The sequence below is a fragment of the Burkholderia sp. BCC0419 genome (assembly GCF_902830285.1).
Taxonomy (GTDB): Bacteria; Pseudomonadota; Gammaproteobacteria; order Burkholderiales; family Burkholderiaceae; genus Burkholderia.
Genome location: NZ_CADESR010000002.1, coordinates 325,214 through 347,905, shown reverse-complemented (window position 1 = coordinate 347,905; position 22,692 = coordinate 325,214). Strand labels below are relative to the sequence as shown.

18 protein-coding genes are annotated in these 22,692 nt (G+C 66.9%); 6 read left to right on the top strand and 12 right to left on the bottom strand.

Annotated features, from left to right (window positions below):
- Positions 1-68: 68 nt before the first annotated feature.
- Complete coding sequence (locus HWW87_RS15115) at positions 69-284, bottom strand: DUF3820 family protein (protein WP_174386746.1); 216 nt, start codon at positions 282-284, stop codon at positions 69-71.
- Positions 285-497: 213 nt separating this feature from the next.
- On the opposite strand from HWW87_RS15115, the gene HWW87_RS15110 reads away from it, so the two are divergent.
- Entirely contained in the window at positions 498-686 is a 189-nt protein-coding gene (locus HWW87_RS15110) for a hypothetical protein (RefSeq protein WP_175820956.1), read from the top strand.
- 204 nt (positions 687-890) lie between these two features.
- On the opposite strand, the gene HWW87_RS15105 is transcribed toward HWW87_RS15110, so the two are convergent.
- Together HWW87_RS15105 and HWW87_RS15100 are read right to left on the bottom strand one after the other, a co-directional pair.
- Positions 891-1,553, bottom strand: coding sequence for an OmpA family protein (locus tag HWW87_RS15105; protein ID WP_175820955.1), 663 nt, complete (start codon positions 1,551-1,553; stop codon positions 891-893).
- A gap of 115 nt (positions 1,554-1,668) precedes the next feature.
- The gene (locus tag HWW87_RS15100) at positions 1,669-6,354 is read right to left on the bottom strand and encodes a YadA-like family protein (protein WP_175820954.1); all 4,686 of its coding nucleotides are present in this window, start codon (positions 6,352-6,354) and stop codon (positions 1,669-1,671) included.
- Here HWW87_RS15100 and HWW87_RS15095 point away from each other — a divergent pair.
- On the top strand, positions 6,338-6,871 hold the full coding sequence (locus HWW87_RS15095; RefSeq protein ID WP_244107234.1) for a hypothetical protein: 534 nt from the start codon (positions 6,338-6,340) through the stop codon (positions 6,869-6,871). The two genes, HWW87_RS15100 and HWW87_RS15095, sit on opposite strands and share 17 nt — an antisense overlap.
- Before the next feature lie 632 nt (positions 6,872-7,503).
- Here HWW87_RS15095 and HWW87_RS15090 read toward each other — a convergent pair.
- Positions 7,504-7,836, bottom strand: a complete 333-nt coding sequence (locus tag HWW87_RS15090; RefSeq protein ID WP_175820953.1) for a hypothetical protein — start codon at positions 7,834-7,836, stop codon at positions 7,504-7,506.
- Between HWW87_RS15090 and HWW87_RS15085 the strand changes: the two genes are divergently transcribed.
- Both HWW87_RS15085 and HWW87_RS15080 read left to right on the top strand, forming a co-directional pair.
- Positions 7,830-8,660, top strand: a complete 831-nt coding sequence (locus HWW87_RS15085) for a response regulator (RefSeq protein ID WP_175820952.1) — start codon at positions 7,830-7,832, stop codon at positions 8,658-8,660. The genes HWW87_RS15090 and HWW87_RS15085 overlap by 7 nt on opposite strands.
- On the top strand, positions 8,653-10,995 hold the full coding sequence (locus HWW87_RS15080) for a sensor histidine kinase (RefSeq protein WP_175820951.1): 2,343 nt from the start codon (positions 8,653-8,655) through the stop codon (positions 10,993-10,995). The genes HWW87_RS15085 and HWW87_RS15080 overlap by 8 nt, the downstream gene beginning before the upstream one ends.
- A 40-nt stretch (positions 10,996-11,035) precedes the next feature.
- Here the strand turns inward: HWW87_RS15080 and HWW87_RS15075 are convergent, their stop codons facing one another.
- Genes HWW87_RS15075 through HWW87_RS15055 form a run of 5 tightly spaced genes read right to left on the bottom strand, consistent with a single transcriptional unit; the run spans position 11,036 to position 16,018 of the window.
- Positions 11,036-11,323 (bottom strand): hypothetical protein, encoded by a 288-nt coding sequence (locus HWW87_RS15075; RefSeq protein ID WP_174432621.1) that lies wholly within the window; start codon positions 11,321-11,323, stop codon positions 11,036-11,038.
- Between the two features lie 32 nt (positions 11,324-11,355).
- Positions 11,356-12,444 carry a galactofuranose ABC transporter, permease protein YjfF gene (gene yjfF, locus HWW87_RS15070; RefSeq protein ID WP_175820950.1) on the bottom strand — a complete coding sequence of 363 codons (1,089 nt, stop codon included), beginning with the start codon at positions 12,442-12,444 and terminating at the stop codon, positions 11,356-11,358.
- Positions 12,441-13,484 carry an ABC transporter permease gene (locus HWW87_RS15065; protein ID WP_174432623.1) on the bottom strand — a complete coding sequence of 348 codons (1,044 nt, stop codon included), beginning with the start codon at positions 13,482-13,484 and terminating at the stop codon, positions 12,441-12,443. The genes yjfF and HWW87_RS15065 overlap by 4 nt, the downstream gene beginning before the upstream one ends.
- Positions 13,481-14,995: a sugar ABC transporter ATP-binding protein gene (locus tag HWW87_RS15060; protein ID WP_175820949.1), complete on the bottom strand. Its 1,515-nt coding sequence runs from the start codon at positions 14,993-14,995 to the stop codon at positions 13,481-13,483. The genes HWW87_RS15065 and HWW87_RS15060 overlap by 4 nt, the downstream gene beginning before the upstream one ends.
- 60 nt (positions 14,996-15,055) lie before the next feature.
- Positions 15,056-16,018, bottom strand: a complete 963-nt coding sequence (locus HWW87_RS15055; RefSeq protein WP_174386737.1) for an ABC transporter substrate-binding protein — start codon at positions 16,016-16,018, stop codon at positions 15,056-15,058.
- 378 nt (positions 16,019-16,396) lie between these two features.
- Between HWW87_RS15055 and HWW87_RS15050 the strand changes: the two genes are divergently transcribed.
- Together HWW87_RS15050 and proP are read left to right on the top strand one after the other, a co-directional pair.
- A complete protein-coding gene (locus HWW87_RS15050; RefSeq protein ID WP_175820948.1) occupies positions 16,397-17,425 on the top strand; it encodes a DNA topoisomerase IB in 1,029 nt (342 codons plus the stop codon).
- Positions 17,426-17,699: 274 nt separating this feature from the next.
- The gene (gene proP / locus HWW87_RS15045; RefSeq protein ID WP_175820947.1) at positions 17,700-19,169 is read left to right on the top strand and encodes a glycine betaine/L-proline transporter ProP; all 1,470 of its coding nucleotides are present in this window, start codon (positions 17,700-17,702) and stop codon (positions 19,167-19,169) included.
- A gap of 55 nt (positions 19,170-19,224) precedes the next feature.
- On the opposite strand, the gene HWW87_RS15040 is transcribed toward proP, so the two are convergent.
- The 3 genes from HWW87_RS15040 to HWW87_RS15030 all read right to left on the bottom strand — a co-directional run bounded on the left by HWW87_RS15040 (position 19,225) and on the right by HWW87_RS15030 (position 22,672).
- Positions 19,225-20,049: an alpha/beta fold hydrolase gene (locus tag HWW87_RS15040; protein ID WP_175820946.1), complete on the bottom strand. Its 825-nt coding sequence runs from the start codon at positions 20,047-20,049 to the stop codon at positions 19,225-19,227.
- Positions 20,050-20,197: 148 nt separating this feature from the next.
- Positions 20,198-21,190, bottom strand: coding sequence for a LysR substrate-binding domain-containing protein (locus HWW87_RS15035; protein WP_175820945.1), 993 nt, complete (start codon positions 21,188-21,190; stop codon positions 20,198-20,200).
- A 621-nt stretch (positions 21,191-21,811) separates the two neighbouring features.
- On the bottom strand, positions 21,812-22,672 hold the full coding sequence (locus HWW87_RS15030; protein ID WP_175821474.1) for a ferritin-like domain-containing protein: 861 nt from the start codon (positions 22,670-22,672) through the stop codon (positions 21,812-21,814).
- Between the last annotated feature and the right edge of the window lie 20 nt (positions 22,673-22,692).

Below are 22,692 nucleotides of genomic sequence, written 5' to 3'. Positions count from 1 at the left end.
CTCGAGCGCGCACGACATCGCCGCGTTGCAGTCAACGCGCTGGGCGACCGGCCGGGCGCGATGCCGCGCTATGCGGGTTTGCGCAGCGGCTCCAGCAGGTGCCGCAAGCCGTTATGGTCGATCTCGTGCATGAGCGCGAGCTGGCGGCCGAGTTCGCCGCGCGGGAACCCTTCGCGAGCCATCCAGTTGAGGTAAGGTCCGGGCAGGTCGGCAATGAGTCGGCCCTGGTACTTTCCGAAGGGCATGGTGACGGCGACAAGGCATTCAAGATCGGGGGCGCGCATGCGCGTATTGTGCACGGCTTTCCGCTCTCCCCGCGCGTCGCGGCCCCGCCGCGCGCTCGCCGGCCGACGCCGGCCCGCGTCCGCGAATCCGGCCCTTCACGGCAGGCCGAATCGACAAACCGGCCCCGATTGACGGCCGGGATTCGCGGCCGCCGCCGACTTCGTTCCTGCCTGCTAGACTGGAACTTCCCCCTGCAAACCATGGAGGGAACCTTGACGTCCATCTATGTCGTGAAGACCGGCGAGCAGTTCCTGTGCACCGCCGAGGACGGCGATATCGGCATGGCGCCGGCCATCGAAGACGCCGCATCCTTTGGTTCGTATGACGAAGCAGAGAAAGTCGCGAGCGCGCATGCCGACCCGGGATACGAGATCGTGGCCGTCTGCGTGATCAGGCACTGAGCGCCGATCCACGGCCCGGTGCGGATGGCGATCCGCGTGCCGACGCAAGCCGCCGCGCGGCGGCCTCGTCGTCCACGCGACGGACACCGCATGCGCACGCCGCGACGGGCCTTTCGCGCCGCCGCGGTCTGCGTCGAGCATCGTTGCCGCAAGCGAGCCGCCCCGCTTCGGCGGCTACGCCTGCGGCAACCCGGTCGCAGCGTCCTACTTCTGCAGCGAGATTTCCACACGACGATTGCGCGCGCGCCCTTCGGCGGTATCGTTCGACGCCGCCGGATTGGCTTCTCCGTGACCGGTCGCGGCAAACGCATCCGCTTTCAGCCCGTGCTCGCGCAAATACCCGGCAACGGCATTCGCCCGGCGCTTCGACAGCGCCTGATTGTGCGTATCCGAACCGGTCGCGTCGGTATAGCCGTCCACTTCCACGCGGGAGAAATGCCGGTCGGCCTGCTGGTTCAGCAGCGTGTCGAGCGCGGCGGTGGCCACAGGCGTCAGCACGGCCGAGTCGGTCGCGAAATACGCATCGCCGGTCAGGCTCACCTTCTCGACCGGCGCGGGCGCCGGCGCAACGGCCGCGGCGGCCGGCGCGGACGCCGCCCCGCACTGGAACACGATCGAATGCGGATCGGCGCCGTCGCGGTACGGCGTGGTGGTGTCGACCAGGCGCACGGGCTCGTTGCCGCACATGCGCGTCGCGACCTTCATGCAGGTCTTCGCGGTCGACAGGATGCCGTGGCAATCGACCTGGAACGTCCGGATGCCGTTTCGCGACTGCAGTTCGTAGGCGTTGTACGTCGGCCCCGACGCACTCGAACAGGCCGCGAGGGAAACGACGGACGCCAGTAGGGCAAGATGGATGTTTTTCACTTGATGACTCCGAGAATGCGATGGGCGCAGCGTGCGGCGCGGCCGCACGCGCATGCGTTTGCGTTCGGCGCGGTCCGCTCCGGCCACGCGTGCCGGAACGAACCGCTGCGCGCGATCACTTCCACTGATACAGCATGCCCGCGCCGACGACGCGCTGGCTGCCTGCGAAGCCGCCGTTCAGCGTCGCCTTCAGGTTCTCCGTGATGCGCGCCTGCGCGCCGACCGCCATGGCCTTCTGGCCCTGGAACGTCGCCGTGCCGACCCCCATCGCGAAGTTCGAATCGCGGTCCATGTGCGGGATCGACGCCATCGCGGCGGTCGCGGCGATCCCCTCGCGGGCCATCGAATCCGTCTGCTGGATCTGCTGCTGCATCTGCGTGAGCTGGTTGTTGACCGTGTTCAGCGACTGCGTGAACTGGGTCGATACCGCATTCAGCTGGTTCACGTTCACCGCGTCGGTGCCCTGCGTACCGGCCGCGACGTTCACGACCTGCCGCGCCGAATCCGCCGAGCCGACCGCAACCACGTTCGAGCGGCCGCCGTCGTTGCTGCCCGTGCCGATCGCGGCCGAGTTGTTGCCCGATGCCGTCGAACCCACGCCGATCGCGGTGGAGCCGTTGCCCGACGCGAGCGAACTGTTGCCGACCGCCGTGCTGTTCGAGCCCGATGCGACCGCCCCCGAACCGCCCGCCGACGAATTCGGGCCGGTCGAGCCCGGCGGCACGTTCGCGCCGTTCGGGTTCGTCGTGTACTGCCCGCCGAGGTTGGTCGTGCGCTGGTCGATCAGCGTCGTCAGCTGGTTCGCGACCGAATCGAGCTGCGATACGTTCACCGCGTCCGTGCCGCTCTTGCCGGCGGCCAGCCCGGTGATCTGGCGATTGCCGATGTTCACCTCGCCGGCCGACGACTGCGGGCTGCTCAGCCCGTACGCGACGTAGTTCGTCAGCGCGCCGACCGTGGTCAGCGAACCGGCGCCGAGCGCCACGCTGTTCGCGAACGTCGCCGACGCACCGGCGCCGAGCGCGAGCGCATCGGTCGCCGTGCTGCGCGCACCCGAGCCGAGCGCGACGCTGCCCACGCTGACTGCCACCGCGTTGGCGCCCTGCGCGACCGACTGCGCGCCGGTCGCCGTCGCGCCGCTGCCGAGTGCGATTGCGTCGGCTTGCGCGGAACTCGCCGCCTGCCCGATCGCGACCCCGCCCGGCGCGGTCTGGTCGACGATCGCGCCGTTGCCGATGCCCACGCCGTTGTCGCCGTTGACGACCGTCGTCGGCCCGACTGCGACCGAATCCGCGCCGACCGCGAGCGAATCCGCCGCCGTCGAATTCGCGTGGAAGTACTTCTGGCCCGTGACCGCGAACGATTGCAGCGCGCCGGTCAGCTGGCGCACCGTCACCGCGTCCTGCTGGCCGGTGCCGTCGGCTACGTTGGTGATCTGGCGATACGTCTTGCTCGTCGCGTCGCCGACCGACACCGCGCCGAGCAGCGTCTGGTCGGTCGTGTTGAACGGGATCGACGCGGTGCCGTTGCGGATGATCCCGGACGCCGGCACCGTCGCGCGGTCGGCCACCGAACCCGAGCCGAGCGCGATGCTGCCGTCCACCTTCGAAATCGCGTTCGGGCCGATCGCCACGCTGTCGACGCCCACCGCCTGGCTGTCCGGCGCGGTCGAATTCGCGTGGAAGTACTTGATGCCCTTCGCGTTGATGTTGTCGATCGCCGAGCCGACGTTGTTGTTGATCGTCGTCGAGCCGTCGCTGTTGTACGTCACGTACGACGGCGCCGAGATCGCGCCGGTGGTCGGATCGTAGGTGGCGCCGCCGCCGATCGCGCCGGCCGTGCTGTTGCCCAGGTTCGTGTTGTTGTTCGCGATCGAGCTCAGGCCCGTCGACAGCGAACCGATCCCGGTCGACGTGGCAGTCGACAGCGAGGTCAGGTTGCTGTTCGTCGAGCTCAGGCCAGTGGACAGCGAACCGACGATCGTCGAGGTCGACGTGGACAGCGACGTGATCGAGCTGTTGGTCGAACTCAAGCCGGTGGACAGCGAGCCGACGACGGTCGACGTCGACGTGGACAACGAGGTCAGGTTGCTGTTCGTCGAACTCAGGCCGGTGGACAACGAGCCGACGACCGTCGACGTCGACGTGGACAGCGACGTCAGGTTGCTGTTCGTCGAACTCAGGCCGGTGGACAGTGAACTGATGCCCGTCGACGTTGAAGTCGACAGTGACGTCACCGTGCTGTTGGTCGAACTCAGGCCAGTTGACAGCGAGCTGATGCCCGTCGAGGTCGACGTGGACAATGACGTCACCGAGCTATTGGTCGAACTCAAGCCGGTCGACAACGAGCCGACGACCGTCGATGTCGACGTGGACAGCGACGTCACCGCGCTGTTCGTCGAACTCAGGCCGGTGGACAGCGAACCGATACCCGTAGACGTCGACGTGGACAGCGACGTGATCGAACTATTGGCCGACGACAGGCCCGTCGATGTGGACGTCGACAGCGACGTGACCGTGCTGTCGGTCGAGCTCAGCCCTGTGGACAATGAACTGATGCCCGTCGAGGTCGAGGTGGACAACGACGTGATCGAACTATTGGCCGACGACAGGCCCGTCGACGTGGACGTCGACAGCGACGTGACCGTGCTGTCCGTCGAGCTCAGCCCTGTGGACAATGAACTGATGCCCGTCGAGGTCGAGGTGGACAACGACGTGATCGAACTATTGGCCGACGACAGCCCCGTCGATGTGGAGGTCGACAGCGACGTCACCGCGCTGTTGGTCGAACTCAGGCCGGTGGACAGCGAACTGATGCCCGTCGATGTCGACGTGGACAACGACGTTACCGAACTATTGGTCGAACTCAAACCGGTCGACAGCGAACTGATACCGGTCGACGTCGACGTGGACAACGACGTCACCGCACTGTTGGTCGAACTCAAGCCGGTCGACAGCGAACTGATGCCCGTCGACGTCGACGTGGACAACGACGTCACCGCACTATTGGTCGAACTGAGCCCCGTCGACAACGACGAAACCCCGGTCGACAACGACGTGATGCTCGACGCCGTCGACGTCGACAGCGAATCGAGCGCCGTGTTCGTCGCGGCGAGTTGCGACCCGTTGATCGCATCCGTGCTCGACGAATCGATGCGCCCGGCCGCGACGTTGGTGATCTGGCGCTCGCTGCCTGCTTTACCGACACTGACGACGCTGGTCGGGTTGATGCCGTTGAAGTTGTACGTGACGCCGCCGATGACCGCGCTGGCCGTCGGATTCGGCGCGGCCGTCGTCGATCCCGAGCCGAGCGCGACATCGCTTGCGTTGTTGGCCACGGCCGATGCGCCGAACGCGACCGCCCCCGCCGCCGCTGCCGTCGACGTGTTGCCGAGCGCCAGCGAACCCGTGCCCTGCGCGTTGTTGGTATTGCCGATCGCGACCGCACCGTCGCCGTTCGCGGTGTTGTTCGACCCCATCGTGACCGCGCCGGTGCCGATCGCGGTACTCGGATCACCGATCGCCACCGCGCCGTTGCCGCTCACCGTCTGGCCGAAGCCGAGCGCGACGGCGCCGATACCGCCCAGCACCTTCGAGCCGTAACCGCCCGCGACAGAACCCGCCCCTGCCGCCGCGGCAACCGAGTTGGAATCGCCGATCGCCACGGTCGAACTCGCCGCCGCGACACTGTTGATGCCGACCGCCGTCGCATTCGTGGCCGACGCCGTCGCGCCGGGGCCCAGCGCGGTCGCGGATACGCCGCTGCCGAGCGCGAGATTGCCGAGCGCAATCGCGAACTGCTGCGTCGCGGTCGACTGCACGCCCATCGCGATCGAACTGAGACCCGACGCATTGGCGTTCAGGCCGAATGCCAGCGCATTGTCCGCGCCGGCACTCGTGTTCGAGCCCATCGCGATCGAGCTCGTGCCGAGCGACTGCGTGCCCGAACCGGGCACGCCCGCGGTGCCGCCCCAGCCGATCGCAATCGACGAGGTGCCCTTCGCGCCGCTGTTGACACCCATCGCGACGCCGGAATTACCGGTCGCCAGTGCACCGCTGCCGACGGCCACGCCTGCCGCGCCGGTACTCGTCGCCTGATTGCCGACAGCAACCGCGCCCGTATCGGTCGCATGCGTCGCATAGCCGAGCGCGACGCTCTGCGCGCCGGCCGCGCTCGCGCCGAGACCCAGCGCGGCTGCATACTGGCCGGATGCCAGCGCGTTATTGCCCAACCCCACTGCGGAAACACCGGTCGCCGCCGCGCCGCTGCCCATCGCCACCGAGCCGCTTTGGGTCGCGCTCGACAGGTTGCCGACGGCAACCGAATAGGCGCCCGAACCGATCGCCTGCACGCCGAGCGATGCGCTGTTGACGCCAGTCGCCTGCGCATTGATGCCGATCGCCGTCGAACCGTCGGCCATCGCATGCGCGCCTGGGCCCAGCGCCGTGGCCGACAGACCCTGCGCCGTCGACAGGTTGCCCAGCGCGGTGGAATTCTGCTGCGCGGCAGTCGAACCGAGGCCGATCGAGATCGCCGTCACGCCGCCCGACGCGGTACCGCCATCCGGCGCGTACTGCGCATGGGCGCCCACATGGAACAACGCGAGATACGCGGACGCCATCAGCATGGCGAGCCGTCGCAGCGAAGGCGTGCCCGCGTGCGTCGAACCGCCCGCGCTCGCGGCATGCGCCGCCGCGTGGCGCGACGACGCGACACGCTTGCCGCGTGCCCGGTCAAGCTCCGAAGCCGCAACCCAGGCTCCCAATGCTTCGTTCCAGATCGACTTGAACGACTTGTTCATCTTGTGTTCCCTCGGTTCTCATGTGCTGGATGACGCAACAGCGAACGCGGCGTCAGGCGAAGCACGGACCCTCTCCGCTTTCGCCTGCCTCGCGACGCTCCGCTTCTCACTTCGCATTACTAATAAAAACTACGAACAGCGTTGCGCGACACGCTCGACCCACATCGCGAGCGCACGACCGATCGCCGCGCATGCCCGTTCGGCACGATGCGCGATGGCGATCGCCGGTTATCGATTCACGGAAGTCGACATCGCCTGCCCGGCGGCGACATGGCGCACGACGCGTCGCGAATCCGCACGCGCGCACACCGTCGCACCCGCCGAAGGGCGACGTCGAATCTCATCGGAAAAGCGTCGCTCGGACGCTGGACGAACGGACGCCGGCCCGCATCGCGGGCGGCCCGTCATCTTTCATTCAGGCGGCGAAAGGCGCCATGCTGTCCCCGCGTCTGAAGCATGCGCCGCCGGATCGCTGACGCCGACAGCCGGCACCGGATCGATCGACCCGACGCCCTGACCTGCCATGCTTGTCGTATTCATATTTTTCGTATCCGCCTGATTCGATAGCGCACCGCGCGCGGCCTCCGGATCGATCAAATCGTCCGGCGGCCCACGCGAAGTCACTCACCCCTTTCCGTCCGGCCGGCAACCGGCTTTTCCGGATTTCCGGAAAAAAACCGGCCACTCGCCGAACGACCCCGGCACCGAATTAATCGATCGAATTTGCTTGACGATTTCTTTTCGCCCGATGCCTCACACCCAGACCCATCTCGTCATTTCGCGACTCATCTTGTATATCGAAAAATTTCGCGAATTATGACGTTTGCATTACCCTCGTGCCCGTTATTCTTTTGTCACCGCCATCTCATCATCCGTGAATGTCATCACTCAATGTGACATTGAATATTGACTACCCGGAAAGCGACGGCAACAGCAATTTTTACGGCAGCCGAAAGCATCCAAAGAACCGACTCCAGCCGCGCTGGGGCTAGTGTGCCGACATTCGTCCAAACAAACCTTTTCCGCAGCGGAAAAATCCTTTTCCAGAGCGGACGGCATTTACATTCATACACATTTTCAGGAAATCAGATTTTCCGGGAAGAGGAATACCCGCCCGGATTACATCAAACTCAATCGACCGACAAGGAATCATGGAATTCGATTTACGCCGTCACCATCGGATTTCGACAGCGAAAGCATAAATTCATCATCCGGGCCATTTACATGCTTGAAATCATTTAACCGGAAATAAAGACCGCAATTTTCGAAATCGATTCGGCACATTTTTCCGACCCATTTTCCCGAACGGCGGACCGCACCGCCGCGCACCCGCGATGCCCATGCGACAAGCCCCCACGCGCCGCACGGAATCATCACAATCGACGCTGTTGTCGGCATATAATTTTTTGCAACAATCGTGCAGATAGCGATGCCTCCGACCTGACAGGCCCCTCCCTTCCAACGCGTTCGCAACCATGTCATCCCGCTCCAGTTCGGCGTCGCCACGCACCACGCCGGATCTCGCTGGCGCACATATTCTTATCGTCGACGACCGCCCGAACGACCTGCGGCTCCTGACCGAAATCCTGCGCACCGCGCAGTGCCGGATCAGCGTCGCGTTCGACGGGCTGCAGGCCTATCACCGTGCGCAGGCCATCGCGCCCGACCTGATCCTGATGGACGTCCGCATGCCGCGCATGGATGGTTTCGCCGCGAGCCGGCTGCTGGCGTCGACACCGTCGACGCAATCCATTCCGGTGATCATCCTGACGGCCGCCGGCGATCTCGAGGATCGGATCGCGGGGCTCGAAACGGGCGCGATCGACTACATCATCAAGCCCTTTGAACCGGCGGAAGTCATCGCGCGCATCCGCAATCACCTGAAGCGCGTGCGACGCAGCCAGCCGTTCGCGCACCTGCCGGAACTGCCCGACAACCCCGACGCGGCGCTCGTGCGCGCGGCAAGCGACGTGCTGCTGCGCGACCTGCGCCATCCGCCGGCTCTCGAGGATCTCGCGAAGCAGGTCGGCACGCACGAAAAGCGGCTCTCGCGCGTGTTCCGCGACCATCTCGGCCAGACCGTCTTCGAGTACCTGCGCGACACGCGGCTGCGCGCCGCGATGCACTTCCTGTCGGAAACGTCGATGGGGATCGGCGACATCGCCGAGGAAATCGGCTTTTCCACACCCGGTAATTTCGCGACGGCGTTCCGCGAACGCTTCGGCATCACGCCGTCCGACTGGCGGCGCCAGCGCCACGCGGTCGACGCGCCGGCCGCACCGGGGGGGCGCCACGGCGATGCGTAGGCACTCCGCGGCATGGGCGGCAGGATGTCGCGCGATGCTCCTGCTTCTGGCGGCGCTAGCCGTCACGTGCGCGACGGCCCGTGCCGCCACGGCGCCGAATCCTGCGCAACTCGAAGCCGTATCGGTTTTCGAAGACGCCGGCACGACCCTGTCCGTCGACGATGTCGCCGCGCGGCTCGCCGAACCGTCGCGTCACGCAGCCGCCACGGCCCGCACTGCGTTCAACGTGACGTTTTCGCGCTCGGCCTGGTGGGTCCGCGCGACGCTGGTCAACCGCGACAGCGAGACGCACCCGCTGGTGCTGGCGATTCGCGATGCGCGCGTCGACCGGGCCGACTTCTATGTCGGCCGGCACGGCCAATGGACGCTCGAGCGCAACTTCCCGACCGACCGCGGCGACGCGCGCGACGCGCCGTCGCGCTACCCGACCCTCGACGTCGCGCTGCGCGCGGGCGAGCAGCTCCCCGTGCTGATCCGCATCACGTCGCGCAAGGAAATGCGGCTTGCGCCGGTCGCGTTCACCCGCGACGCGTGGATCGCGCAGGAGTTGCACGCGTCGATGTGGAACTTCGGGTTCTTCGGCGGGCTGCTCGCACTCGTCTGGTGCGCGCTGCTGATCGGCTTTTTCTCGCGCAGCGGCGTGTTCCACGTGCTGGCCGCACTGACCCTGAACACCGCGCTGTTCGAAGCCGCGTACCGCGGCTATCTCGCGATGCTCGTATCGCCCGGCGCGCGCGAATGGTCGACGCGCGGCGAAACGATCTTCGCGTACCTGTCCATCGCGTGCTTCATCGTGTTCATCCTGATGGTCGCGCATCGCGAGAAGGCGAAGATGCCGATGCGCGCGGTGTACGTGGTGTTTCTCGCGCTCGAATGCGCGGGAATAACCGGCGCGGCGTTCGGCGATCTGGCGACCTTCGCGTGGTTCTGCCTGTGGCTGAACACCGTGCTCGCGATCGTGAACATCAGCCTCGCGCTGATGCTGGTGATCCGGCGCACGCCGACGGCCCGCGTGATGCTGATCGCGGTCGCGTTCGCGACGTTCAACATGCTGATCCGCATGCTCGACGGCCGCGATGCGCTGCCGCCCGTGCTGTCGTGGATCCGGTCCGACGTCCATCCGAACCCCGTCATCGCGATCATCGGGCTCGCGACGCACCTGCTGGTGCTGGCCGCGTGGATTCACCACGTGGGCCGACAGCGCACCGAGGCGCGCAAGCGGCTCGAACACTGGCAGCTCACCGAGCAGGATCGGCTGCGCGACGAGGTCGCGCGGCGCACGGTGGCGCTCAACGATGCGTTGCAGCAGTCGAAAACGCACATGCAGCAGAAGATCGAAACGCTCGGCTATGTCAGCCACGACCTGCGCGCGCCGCTGTCGACGATCAACGGCTATGCGAAGCTGCTGCTGCAAGGCGCGACGCGCGGCCAGACGCGGCTGATCCGGTCGATCGATCGCAGCATCCGCTACCAGCTCGCGCTGATCGACGAATTGCTCGCGTTCACGAAGGCCGAACTGCAGCCGCTCGGCGTCGCGCCCGACCGCACCGACCTGCCCGGGCTGCTGGACGACATCGGCCACTACGCGCTCGCGCTGTGCGCGCAGCAGGACAACCGGTTCATCTACCGGCCGGTCACGCCGCTGCCGCGCACGGTGCTGATCGACGGCATCCGGCTGCAACAGGTGCTGCTGAACCTGCTGTCCAACGCATCGAAATTCACGCGCGACGGCACGGTCACGCTGTCGGTTCACGCATCGCGCGAAGGCGACGCATGGCGCCTGCTGTTCGAGGTGGCCGATACGGGCATCGGCATCGACATCACCGCGACCACCGACATCTTCCGCGCGTACCAGCAGGTGCAGGCGGTGAACGGCGGCACCGGGCTCGGCCTGTTCATCGCGCAGCGCATCGTCGCCGCGATGGGCGGCGAGCTGGCCGTCGCGAGCCAGCCGGGGGGCGGCACGACGTTCTCGTTCGCGGTCGTCGCGCCCGCCCTCGGTCATGCGCTCGCGCCGGTGTCGGGGCTCGTCAGGCGGTTTCATCCCGCCGACGAAGTGGAACCGGCCAGCGCCGCGCCCGCGATGCGCAGCCCGCCCGCCGATGCGCTCGCCGAGTTGATCGCGCTCGCCGGCGAAGGCCGGCTGACCGATATCGAGGAATGGCTCGGCCAGTATGCGGACGAGCCGGACCATGCGCCGTTCGTGCAGGAAATGCGCGAGCACCTCGATGCGCTGGACCTGCACGCGATCGAAAAACTGGCCGGCTCGCTGAAACGCTCGCGCGTCGCGGATACGCCGTTCGACACCGAGGCGGACGCGGCCGGCCCAGCCTGACGGCGCAGCGCGGCACGCGGCCGGCATGCGGCCGCGCGCGTCACTCCACCGCGGTTCGCCCGCGCTGCCGATCGGCCCGCTCGACCACGCGGGCCAGCCGAATGATGTCGGTCAAGCCGAATTCGCCGGCATCCGGGCGCGGGCGGCCATGCTCGTCGGCCACGCGCATCGCGAACGCCAGCGCTTCCGAGCGCTCGCGCAGCAGCACCCTCAGCGCATCGGCCACGATCCGGCAGTCACGCGCGTCGCCCAGGTCGAGCTGGGGCCGACGGCCGCGCTCGACGGCCAGCGCCTCGGCCACGCCCGTCGTCACGTCATCGCGCTTCATGCCGTTCTCCTCGCTCAAGGGAGGCGGTCGCACTACGACCGCCGCATCGTCGATACCAGCGCGATGTCCTCTTCGGGCGGCGCCGGCCGCGCGGGGGCGGCGGCATGCGTCGGCCGCTGCGCGCCGAGCCCGGTGCCGCCGGTGCGCCGCCGGGTCGCGTGCCGCTCGATGACCCGCTGCAGCACGCAGAACACGCACAGCAGCGCGCCGATCACGATCCGCGTCCACCACGAACTCAGCGTGCCGTCGAACGTGATCAGCACCTGGATCGTGCCGAGGATGCCGACGCCGAACACCGAGCCGATCACGTAGCCCACGCCGCCCGTCAGCAGCGTGCCGCCGATCACGGTCGCGGCGATCGCGTCGAGCTCCATCCCCTGCGCCTGCAGCCCGTAGCCCGACAGCACGTACAGCGTAAACACCACGCCGCCGAGCGCCGAACAGAAGCCGCTCAGCGCATAGACGCCGATCTTCGTGCGCGCGACCGGCAAGCCCATCAGCAACGCCGAACGCTCGTTGCCGCCGACCGCATACACGTTGCGGCCGAAGCGCGTGAAATGCGCGACGTAGATCGCGACGGCCAGCGTCGCGAGCGCGATCAGCGCACCGGCGCTCAGCATGCCGCCGCCGACCGGCACGCTGATGCCCGCAATCGCATGGAACGCCGGCGCGTTGATCGTGATCGACTGCGTCGTGATCAGGAAGCAGGCGCCGCGTGCGAGAAACATCCCGGCGAGCGTGACGATGAACGGCTGCAACCGGAAGTAGTGGATCAGCGCGCCCATCGCCGCGCCGTACAGCGCGCCGAACGCGAGCACGAGCGGCACGATCACCCACACGGGCCAATGCAGCCGTTCGGCGCCGACTGCGCATAAGATCGTCGTCAGCGCAACGACCGAGCCGACCGACAGGTCGATACCGCCCGACACGATCACGAACGTCATCCCGATCGCGACGATCAGCAGGAACGCGTTGTCGACGAGCAGCCCGGTCAGCACCTGCATCGAGAAAAAGCCCGTGTACATCACGGACCCAAAGCCGAACAGCGCGACGAACAGCACGATCGTCACGACGATCGGCAGCGTGCGCGGATCGGCGAGCCGACTAAGGAAACGGTTCATCGCGGCGTCGCTCCGGTGGGGGTGGCGCGCGATCGCGCGGAAGGCAGCAGCCGCGACGCGTGCCGCACGAGCAGCGCCCGCGCCGCGTCCGACTGGATCAGCGTCACGACGATCACGACGACCGCCTTGACGACGAGCGTCGCCTCCGGCGGCACGCCGATCGAATAGGTCGTGTAGGTGAGCGTCTGGATGATCAGCGCGCCGAGCACCGAGCCCGCGAGGCTGAAGCGGCCGCCGAGCAGCGACGTGCCGCCGAGCGTGACCGCGAGGATCGCGTCGAGTTCGAGCAGCAGCCCCGCGTTGTTGCCGTCGGCGCTGCGCACGTTCGAGCTCGCGAGAATGCCCGCGAGCGCCGACATCACGCCCGAGCACAGATACACGCCGAACACGACCGCGCCCGAGCGCAGCCCGACGAGCCGCGTCGCGACCGGGTTCACGCCGATCGCGCGAATGAACAGCCCGAGCGCCGTGCGGTTCACCAGCAGCGCGGTCGCGCCGATCGTCGCGAGCGCGATCCACACCGCGCACGGCACGGTCGCGAGATAGCCGCCGCCGAGCGCGAGATAGCCCGGCGCGCCGATCGGGATGATCTGCCCGCCCGTCAGCAGTTGCGCGACGCCGCGGCCGGCCACCATCAGGATCAGCGTCGCGATGATCGGCTGCATCCCGACGAATGCGACGAGCAGCCCGTTCCACGCACCGGCCAGCAGCCCGACGCCGAGCGCGGCGGCCAGCGCCGCGCCGACCTGCGACGGGTCCGCCTCGAGCACGGTCGCGGCCGCCGCGCCGGCGATCGCGACGATCGCGCCGACCGAGATGTCGATCCCGCGCGTCGCGATCACGAGCGTCATCCCGAGCGACACGATCACGAGCGGCGCCGCGCGGTTCAGGATGTCGATCGGCGCGCCGAACAGGTGGCCGTCGAGCAGCGCGATCGACAGGAAGCCGGGACGATGCGCGACGTCCAGCGCGAACAGCAGCACGAGCGTCAGCACCGGCCACGCGAGCGAATGACGAAACAGCGTACGCAATTGCGTCATGACTGGCCTCCCGCGATCAACCGGTAAACCTGCTCCTCGGACGCATCGGCGCCGGTCAGCTCCGCAACCTTGCGCCGGTCGCGCAGCACCGCGATCCGGTGGCTCACGCGCACGACCTCGCCGATCTCCGACGAGATGAACAGGATCGCGAGCCCCTGCGCGCACAGTGCCAGCACGCGCTCCATGATGTCGAACTTCGCGGCGACGTCGATGCCGCGCGTCGGCTCGTCGAGAATCAGCAGCTTCGGGTCCGTCGCGAGCCAGCGCGCAAGCAGCACCTTCTGCTGGTTGCCGCCCGACAGCAGCCCGATCGGCTGCTCCGCGTCGCGCGCCTTGATGCCGAGCCGCGCGATATACGTGTCGGCGATCTCGCGCTGGCGTGCGCGCCCGATCAGCCGCCACCAGCCGCGCCGCGCCTGCAGCGCGAGAATGATGTTCTCGCGGATCGACAGCGCGGCGACGATGCCCTCCTTCTTGCGGTCTTCCGGGCAGTACGCGATACCGTTGCGCACCGCGTCGTGCGGCGACGCGAGCCGCTTGCGCGCGCCGTCGATCTCGATTGCGCCGGTATCGGGGCGCGCCGCGGCGAACGCCAGTTGCGCGGTTTCGGTGCGGCCCGAACCGAGCAGCCCGGCCAGCCCGACGATCTCGCCGGGGCGCACGTCGAGATCGAGCGCGCTCATCATCCCGCGCCGGCCGACCCGCTGCATCGACAGGAACGGCGCGGCGGCCGCGGCGGTACGCTCGACCGCCGCGGCGCCGGCCTGCAGCGTCTCGGACATGCGCTCGCGGCCGGTCATCTTCGCGACTAGCACGTCGACCGGCAGGTCGCGCGCGAGATACTCGCCTTCGCGCTCGCCGTTGCGCATCACGGTGATCCGGTCGGACACCGCATAGGTCTGCTCGAGAAAATGCGTGACGAACAGGATCGCGATGCCCGACGCCTTCAGCCGGCGCAACACGTCGAACAGCCGCGCGACCTCGCCATCGTCGAGGCTCGAGGTCGGCTCGTCGAGAATCAGCACGCGTGCGTCGACCGACACCGCACGCGCGATCGCGACCATCTGCTGCACCGCGATCGGATACGCGTCGAGCGAGCGCGTGACGTCGAGCGACAGGTCGAGTTCGGCGAGCGCCGCCCGCGCGCGCGCATGGATCGTGTTCCAGTCGATCGCGCCGCGCCGCATCGGCTGCCGGCCCGCGAAGATGTTCTCCGCGACCGACAGGTTCGCGCACAGGTTCACTTCCTGATACAGCGTCTGAATGCCGGCCGCCTCGGCTTCGCGCGGCGCGGCGAAGTTCACCGGCGCGCCGCCGACGCGAATCTCGCCGGCATCGTGCGCATGCACGCCGGTGAGCACGTTGATCAGCGTCGACTTGCCGGCGCCGTTCTGGCCCATCAGCGCGTGGATCTCACCCGGAAACAGCCGGAAGTCCACGCGCTGCAGCGCGCTGACGCCCGGAAACGACTTGTCGATGCCGATCATCTCGACCACCGGCGCACTCTCCATGCATCCTCCGTCGAAGCGTCGCCGGACGGTGGCCGCCAGGCCGCCGCCCGTGCGGACAGGTCAGTACTTGCGGGTCGGCAGCACCTGCGCCGCGACGTTCATCGGGAACACGGTTTCGTTCGTCACGATGCGCTTGGGCAGCGACTTGCCGGCGACGACGTCCTTCACCGCGCTCATCAGTTGCGGGCCGAGCAGCGGGCTGCATTCGACGTCGACGTTGATCTTGCCGGCGACCATCGCCTGGAAGCCGCCCTTGGTCGCGTCGAACGACACGACGCTCACGTCCTTGCCGGGCTTGATCCCGGCTTCCTCCATCGCCTGGATCGCGCCGAGCGCCATGTCGTCGTTGTGCGCGTAGACGACGTTGATCTGCTTGCCGTAGGTCTTCGCGAACGCTTCCATCACCTGCTTGCCGCCGGCGAGCGTGAAGTCGCCGCTCTGCGACGCAATCACCTTGAATTTCGGATTGTTCTTGATCACTTCGAGCAGGCCCGCGCGGCGGTCGTTGGCCGGCGCGGAGCCGACCGTGCCCTGCAGCTCGACGATATTGATCGGGCCCGCGTCGTTCTTGTAGCGCTCTTCCAGCCAGTGGCCGGCGCGCCGCCCTTCCTCGAGGAAGTCCGAGCCGATCATCGTCACGTACAGCGATGGATCCTTCACGTCGACGCCGCGGTCGGTCAGGATCACCGGGATGTGCGCGGCCTTCGCTTCGGTCAGCACCGGCTCCCAGCCCGATTCGACGACCGGCGAGAACGCGATCACGTCGACCTTCTGCGCGATGAACGAGCGGATCGCGCGGATCTGGTTCTCCTGCTTCTGCTGCGCGTCCGAGAATTTCAGGTTGATGCCGGCGTCCTTCGCCGCGCCCTTCACCGATACGGTGTTCGCGGTGCGCCACGCGCTTTCCGCGCCGACCTGCGAGAACCCGAGCGTGATCGGCTTTTGCTGCGCGTGCGCGCCGGTGGCCAACACCGCCGTCGCCGCGACGATCGCGGTGGCCGCCAGCTTCCTGATGAATGTCATGGTCCGTCTCCGATGATGTCGTTGTCTGCCGCGGCGCTGTTGTGTTTCTGCGTGGCGCTGGCGCGGATCGGGGCTGCGCCGGCCGACGTGTTCGGCCGGCGCGGTATACATGCCCCGCATCAGTCTAGGAACAAGTCCGATAACCTTCCAATGAAATATTGGATTGAGGCGATATCGGAACCGGCATACGTATAAACACCTAAACGCGCAGGCAGGCCCGGGCGATGCGGCGCACGGTTCTTGCTCCGTCGCCATGGCGGTTCGCACCCCTTGTCAGGCGTCCGCCCTTCACGCGAACCCAAAGGAGACAAGCATGATCGCTGCCCGTGAGCGCGGGTCGCCGCGCACCGACGTCGCCGCCGGCCGGCGCCTCGCAGCATGAAGCAGCGCGCGTCAAGCGGCGTCGCGGCGCTGCGCCATGTCGACGACCGTCGCCCCGGCTATACGCGCCGACCGCTCCGCAACGGCTTCGCGTATTACGGGCCGGACGGTGTGCGGGTTCGCGATGCCGACGAAATCGCCCGCATCAACGCGCTGGCCATTCCACCCGCGTACACCGACGTGTGGATCTGCATGGACCCGCGCGGTCATCTTCAGGCGACGGGCCGCGATGCACGCGGGCGCAAGCAGTACCGCTATCACCCGCAGTGGCGTGCGACCCGCGATGCGAACAAGTACGCACGGATGGCGGCGTTCGCACGCGCGCTGCCGCGCATCCGCGCGCGCGTCACGCGCGATCTGGCGTTGCCGGGCATGCCGCGCGACAAGGTCGTCGCGACGATCGTCCGCTTGCTCGACACGACGCTCGCGCGGATCGGCAACGCGGAATATGCGCGCGACAACGGCTCGTTCGGGCTGACGACGCTGCGCAAGCGCCATTTGAAGATCCAGCCCGGCCAGGTACGGCTGCGCTTTGCCGGCAAGAGCGGGATCGAGCACGACGTGACGGTCGACGACGCGCGGGTCGCGCGAATCGTGCGGCGCTGCGCGGAGCTGCCCGGGCACGAGCTGTTCCAGTATGTGGACGACGACGGCGCCCGCCATCCGGTCGGGTCGTCCGACGTGAACGACTACCTGCGCGAGGCCGGCGGCGCCGATTTCACCGCGAAGGATTACCGGACCTGGGCCGGCAGCGTGCACGCGCTCGGGTTGTTGCGGCGCACCGAGCATCGCGGCGTCACGCATGCCCGCAAGCAGATCGTCGAGACCGTGCGTGCGGTGGCGGAACTGCTGCGCAACACGCCGGCCGTGTGCCGGCGCTGCTACATCCATCCGGCCGTGCTCGATGCGTTCGAGGCGGGCACGCTCGCCGCGCTGGCGGTCCGGCGTACGCCGCGCGGCCTGCGCGCGGACGAAGCGGCGTTCGTGGCGTTGCTGGTATCCGCGAGCCGGCGAATGGCGAGATGAGCGTGCGCATCGGGCCTTCCCAAGGCTACGCACGACCGGCGCCGTTCCCCCATGTGTCGTTTACCACCGGGTTCCAGGCGCATGACCGATAGCCGCTCGTGCCCGTTTCTCTAAACTGGTTCGCACAACACCCCTGCCCGGTGTCGTCCGCTGCGCGCGTCACGCCACCGGCATCGAGGCACCCCCGAGACATCCGCCTTCGCTGTCCGTCGGCCCGCACACCCTCGCTGCATTCCCGCCGGCCACGCCGCCAAGGCAATTCCAGGAGAGTCCATTGAGCCCGTCGCAAGCGCACCCCGCGAAAGCCCGGTCTTCGCGCCAGTCCGTCAAGCTGGATGACATCACGATCGTCGACCCTGCCGTCCTCAAGCGCGCGGTCGGCGCGATGGCGTTCGGCAATGCGATGGAATGGTTCGACTTCGGCGTCTACAGCTATATCGCCGTCACGCTCGGCAAGGTGTTCTTCCCGTCCAGCAGCCCGTCCGCGCAGTTGCTCGCGACCTTCGGCACGTTCGCGGCCGCATTCCTCGTGCGCCCGCTCGGCGGCATGGTGTTCGGCCCGCTCGGCGATCGCATCGGCCGCCAGCGCGTGCTCGCCGCCACGATGATCATGATGGCCGTCGGCACCTTCGCGATCGGCCTGATCCCAAGCTATGCGTCGATCGGCATCATGGCGCCGATCCTGCTGCTCGTCGCCCGCCTCGTGCAGGGCTTCTCGACCGGTGGTGAATACGGCGGCGCCGCCACCTTCATCGCCGAATTCGCGACCGACAAGCGCCGCGGCTTCATGGGCAGCTTCCTCGAATTCGGCACGCTGATCGGCTATACGCTCGGCGCGGCCACGGTCGCGCTGTTGACCGCCACGCTGTCGCAGGACGCGCTGCTGTCGTGGGGCTGGCGCGTACCGTTCTTCATCGCCGGCCCGCTCGGCCTCGTCGGCCTCTACGTGCGGCTCAAGCTCGAGGAAACGCCGGAATTCATGAAGGAGGCCGAAGCACGCGAAGCGGACGAACGCGCGCGGCCGAAGCAGCGCTTCGCGACGCTGCTCGTCGAACAGTGGAGGCCGCTGCTGCAATGCGTAGGCCTCGTGCTGATCTTCAACGTGACCGACTACATGGCGCTGTCGTACCTGCCGAGCTACCTGTCGGCGACGCTGCACGTTCGCGAATCGCACGGGCTCTTCATGGTGCTGCTCGTGATGGTGCTGATGATGCCGATGACGCTGTACGCCGGGCACCTGTCGGACAAGGTCGGCCGCAAGCCGGTGATGATGGCCGGCTGCGTGGGCCTGCTCGCGCTGTCGGTGCCGGCGCTGATGCTGATCCGCACCGGCGGCATGCTGCCGATCTTCGGCGGGATGCTGATCTACGGCATCCTGCTGTCGACGTTCACGGGCGTGATGCCGTCGGCGCTGCCGGCGCTGTTCCCGACGCGGATCCGCTACGGCGCGCTCGCGATCGGCTTCAACGTATCGGTGTCGCTGTTCGGCGGCACGACGCCCCTCGTCACCGCATGGCTGGTCGATCGTACCGGCGACCTGATGATGCCGGCGTACTACCTGATGGGCGCGTCGTTCATCGGCATCGTGTCGGTGCTCGCGCTGCGCGAGACCGCGCGCCAGCCGCTGCCCGGCTCCGGGCCGTGCGTGGCGAGCCGCGCGGAAGCGCTGAGCCTCGTGCGCGGCGGTGCCGACGAAGCGCGTGTGCGCGACCGCAAGTTCACGCCGGTCAGCGAGCGCGCGTGACGCGGGTCGATGCGATGCCGCGCGGCCGGCGCGAGCGTCGCCGTTCGCGTGACCATCAGGTCGACGGTAGTTGCTGCGCGTCGAACCAGTCGAGCAGCGCGCGCGTGACGAACGCGGGATTCTCCAGGTTCGAGATATGGCCGGCGTCGGGCACCAGCGCATGCGCGCAGCCGATCACGCTCGCCATCTTCACGGTTTCCGACGGCGGGCGCGCCATGTCGCCCGCGCCGCACATCAGCAGCGTGCGTGCGGCATCGAGTTCGGCGAGTGTCGCGAGCGTGTCGGGCCGGCCGAAGATCAACCGGCCGAGCGGCGCGATCGATTGCCGCAGCCGGTCGGCGGGCAGGTTCGCGAGTGCATCGCGAAACGCCGTCGGCACCGGGTCGTCGAGATTGACGTCCGGCCGGAAAAACAGCGGCACGATCGCGTCGAGCAGCGGCGGCGCGATGCGGCCCGCGGCCTCGATCGCGTCGAGCATCCCGAAGTAGCGGGCACGCGTCGCATCGGGCTCGGCCTCGAGCGACGCGTCCATGATCACGAGCGAGCGCACGCGCTGCGGCTCGCGCAACGCGAGCCGTGCGCCCCACATGCCGCCGACGCTGAGCCCGACGATCGCGCACTGTTCGATTTCCAGAGCGTCGAGCAGCGCGCTCGCGTGCGCGGCGAGATCGTCGAGCGTGTGCGTGCCGTCCGGCGGCGCACCCGATTCGCCATGCCCCCACAGGTCCGGCACGATCACGCGATACCGGCGCGACAGTGCGTCGATCTGCGGCGCCCACATCGTCGCGTCCCACAGATAGCTATGCCCGAGCAGCACCGGAAAACCGGCGCCACGATCGTGGTAATGCAGGGTGCTGCCTTGGATGCCGTGTGCGGGCATGCTGTCTCCGGAATGTCAGGACTCGGCGGTGGCCCGGAAACGGGTGCCGCGGTCGGCGGCGTTCTGCGACGAACGCGAAGCGGCGCATCATCGCACAGGTTGCAGGTGCCGCGCATGACACCGCGCACGCCGCATTCGCCGCGCTGTGCTATCCGACGCGGTACATCGGCAGCACGTTGCTGCCGGCGGTGTCCGGCTCCGTCGCGAGCGGGTGACACGCTTGTTCGAGCAGCCAGTTGGTCAGCACCGCAATGTCGAATTCGTTGCACGCATCGGGGTTCTGTACCAGCACGTAGCTGCCCGATGCAACGGTGCAGTGCGGGAACAGCTCGACGAGCCGCCCCTGCTTCAACAGCCCGTCGACCAGTGGCCGTCTTCCGATCGCGATGCCGTGCCCGTCGACCGCGGCCTGGACCAGCTGATCGTACTGGCTGAAGTGCAGCGCGCCGGCCGGCCGCAGACGCGGCACGCCGAGCTCCTTCAGCAAATGGCTCCACCCGTGCCACGGCCATTCGCCGCGCGGGTCGTCGAGATGCAGCAGTACGTGCTTGTCGAGGTCGGCCGGCTGCATCGACGCGGCGTCGCCCACCGCCGTCATCAGGCTCGGGCTGCATACCGCCACGACACGCTCGCGAAACAACACATCCGTATCGTCGGTCGACGTATACGGGCCTGCATAGCGCACGGCCAGGTGCAAACGTTTGCGTTTAAGATCTTCAATTTCGCTCGTTGCCGACACGCGCACGTCGATGTCCGGATAGCTGGCGCGGAACGAACCGAGGCGCGGAATCAGCCACAGCGCGGCGAACGAGACGGTGGTCGACAACGAGATGGCGCGCTGGCCGACACTCGACGACAGCTTGCCGACCACCGATTCCAGGTCGGACAACGCGAACGAGATCGCGTCGTACAGCTCGCGCCCCTTGTCGGTCAGTGTCAGCGAACGAATGTGCCGATGGAACAACTCGATCCGGAGTTGCTCCTCGAGCGCCTTGACCTGGCGACTCACGGCAGATTGCGTGACGTTCAGTTCCTGCCCCGCACGCGTGAAGCTCAAATGGCGCGCCGCGCATTCGAAGCCTCTCAGGAAATCCAGCGAAGGCAGACTTCTCAATCGCTTTACCAATCTCACATTAGCCATACCGCCGCCTCAAAGTTGCACCCATCGACAGACCAGTTGCTGTTCTTCTCCCTGAATCGTTTCTCCTTTTTGGATTCGGAAACGATTTTATCTTGAAGCATGGATGCACATCATTCTTATTTTCAATCGTGACACTTGTATTTATCTATCAATTTTCGTCGAGTCAATACGCTTACATAAACATTATCGAGTAGTGATTTTGTAAATTAATATGCGAACGAATCGAGCGCCCCGAAATGGTCGATAAAGTCTCGTAAAAACAGGCGATTTCCGGCAGAATCCGCCGCTATCGCAGCGATTGTGTCGCACTGGCAGATCCGGCACCCAATCCCTACAATTCAATTTCAATCGACTGACTTTTTCATTTTATTTCCCGGAATGCGAAAAACAAACGGTCTGCAACAGACATGCAAAATGCCATTTAAATCCGGAATCCGATGTTTATTAAAAAATACTAAACGTATGAAATTCAAGCTTGTCATACGGTTTTAGGAAACTGATGAACCGATTATGTCCGGAAATGAATAATCCGCCGGCCGGCAGCGCCGGTCAGCGTGTATGGCGTTCGCCTGTCGGCCGGAATCCGGCCCGCGCCGCGCGACAGTCACACGTGTCGATCCGCTACGGGCCGTCCGCCGGGCCATTCGCCCGCGCCGTCACTTCGCGGCGATAGCGGTTCAGCTCCTGCGCGGTCGCGAACGTGCGCTCGAACAGGATCGACAGGTTGTGCAGGATCCGCTCGACGACCTTCTTCTCCCACTCGCCGTCGAAACGGATCTGCTCGTCGAGCCAGCGCTCGAGCCATTCCGGATCCGGCAGGCGCGACTGCACGGTGTCGCGCGGGAACAGCGCCTGGTTCACGTGCAGGTTGGTCGGGTGCAGCGGCTTCTCGGTACGGCGCGCCGACGCCATCAGCACGCCGATCTTCGCGAATGCGGCGCGTGCGACGTCGCCGCAGTTGTTCAGCGCTTTCTTCATGTAGCGCAGGTACGCGCCGCCATGACGCGCTTCGTCGCGCGAAATCGTTTCGTAGATCTGCTTGATGACGGGCTCGGTATGCCAGTCGGCCGCGCAGCGGTACCAGTGGTTCAGGCGGATCTCGCCGCAGAAGTGCAGCATCAGCGTCTCGAGCGGCGGCGCCGGATCGAACTGGAAGCGCACCGCGTGCAGCTCCTCTTCGGTCGGCACCATTTCCGGCTTGAAGCGGCGCAGGTATTCCATCAGCACGAGCGAATGCTTCTGCTCCTCGAAGAACCACACGCTCATGAACGCGGAAAAGTCGCTGTCGTGCTGGTTGTCGCGCAGGAACATTTCCGTCGCGGGCAGCGCCGACCATTCGGTGATCGCGTTCATCCTGATCGTCTTCGCCTGCTCGTCGGTGAGCAGCGAAGCGTCGAACTTGTCCCACGGAATGTCCTTCTCCATGTCCCAGCGGACAGCTTCGAGCGACCTGAAAAGTTCCGGATAGAGCATCGTCGTCACTGTCGTCGCAAGGTATTCGG

Bases quoted from the DNA above. Each gene is read 5' to 3' on its own strand.
- HWW87_RS15115 (WP_174386746.1), bottom strand. From the start codon at position 284: ATGCGCGCCCCCGATCTTGAATGCCTTGTCGCCGTCACCATGCCCTTC.
- HWW87_RS15100 (WP_175820954.1), bottom strand. From the start codon at position 6,354: ATGAACAAGTCGTTCAAGTCGATCTGGAACGAAGCATTGGGAGCCTGG.
- HWW87_RS15085 (WP_175820952.1), top strand. From the start codon at position 7,830: ATGTCATCCCGCTCCAGTTCGGCGTCGCCACGCACCACGCCGGATCTC.
- HWW87_RS15090 (WP_175820953.1), bottom strand. From the start codon at position 7,836: ATGACATGGTTGCGAACGCGTTGGAAGGGAGGGGCCTGTCAGGTCGGA.
- HWW87_RS15080 (WP_175820951.1), top strand. From the start codon at position 8,653: ATGCGTAGGCACTCCGCGGCATGGGCGGCAGGATGTCGCGCGATGCTC.
- HWW87_RS15075 (WP_174432621.1), bottom strand. From the start codon at position 11,323: ATGAAGCGCGATGACGTGACGACGGGCGTGGCCGAGGCGCTGGCCGTC.
- yjfF (WP_175820950.1), bottom strand. From the start codon at position 12,444: ATGAACCGTTTCCTTAGTCGGCTCGCCGATCCGCGCACGCTGCCGATC.
- HWW87_RS15065 (WP_174432623.1), bottom strand. From the start codon at position 13,484: ATGACGCAATTGCGTACGCTGTTTCGTCATTCGCTCGCGTGGCCGGTG.
- HWW87_RS15060 (WP_175820949.1), bottom strand. From the start codon at position 14,995: ATGGAGAGTGCGCCGGTGGTCGAGATGATCGGCATCGACAAGTCGTTT.
- HWW87_RS15055 (WP_174386737.1), bottom strand. From the start codon at position 16,018: ATGACATTCATCAGGAAGCTGGCGGCCACCGCGATCGTCGCGGCGACG.
- HWW87_RS15050 (WP_175820948.1), top strand. From the start codon at position 16,397: ATGAAGCAGCGCGCGTCAAGCGGCGTCGCGGCGCTGCGCCATGTCGAC.
- HWW87_RS15040 (WP_175820946.1), bottom strand. From the start codon at position 20,049: ATGCCCGCACACGGCATCCAAGGCAGCACCCTGCATTACCACGATCGT.
- HWW87_RS15035 (WP_175820945.1), bottom strand. From the start codon at position 21,190: ATGGCTAATGTGAGATTGGTAAAGCGATTGAGAAGTCTGCCTTCGCTG.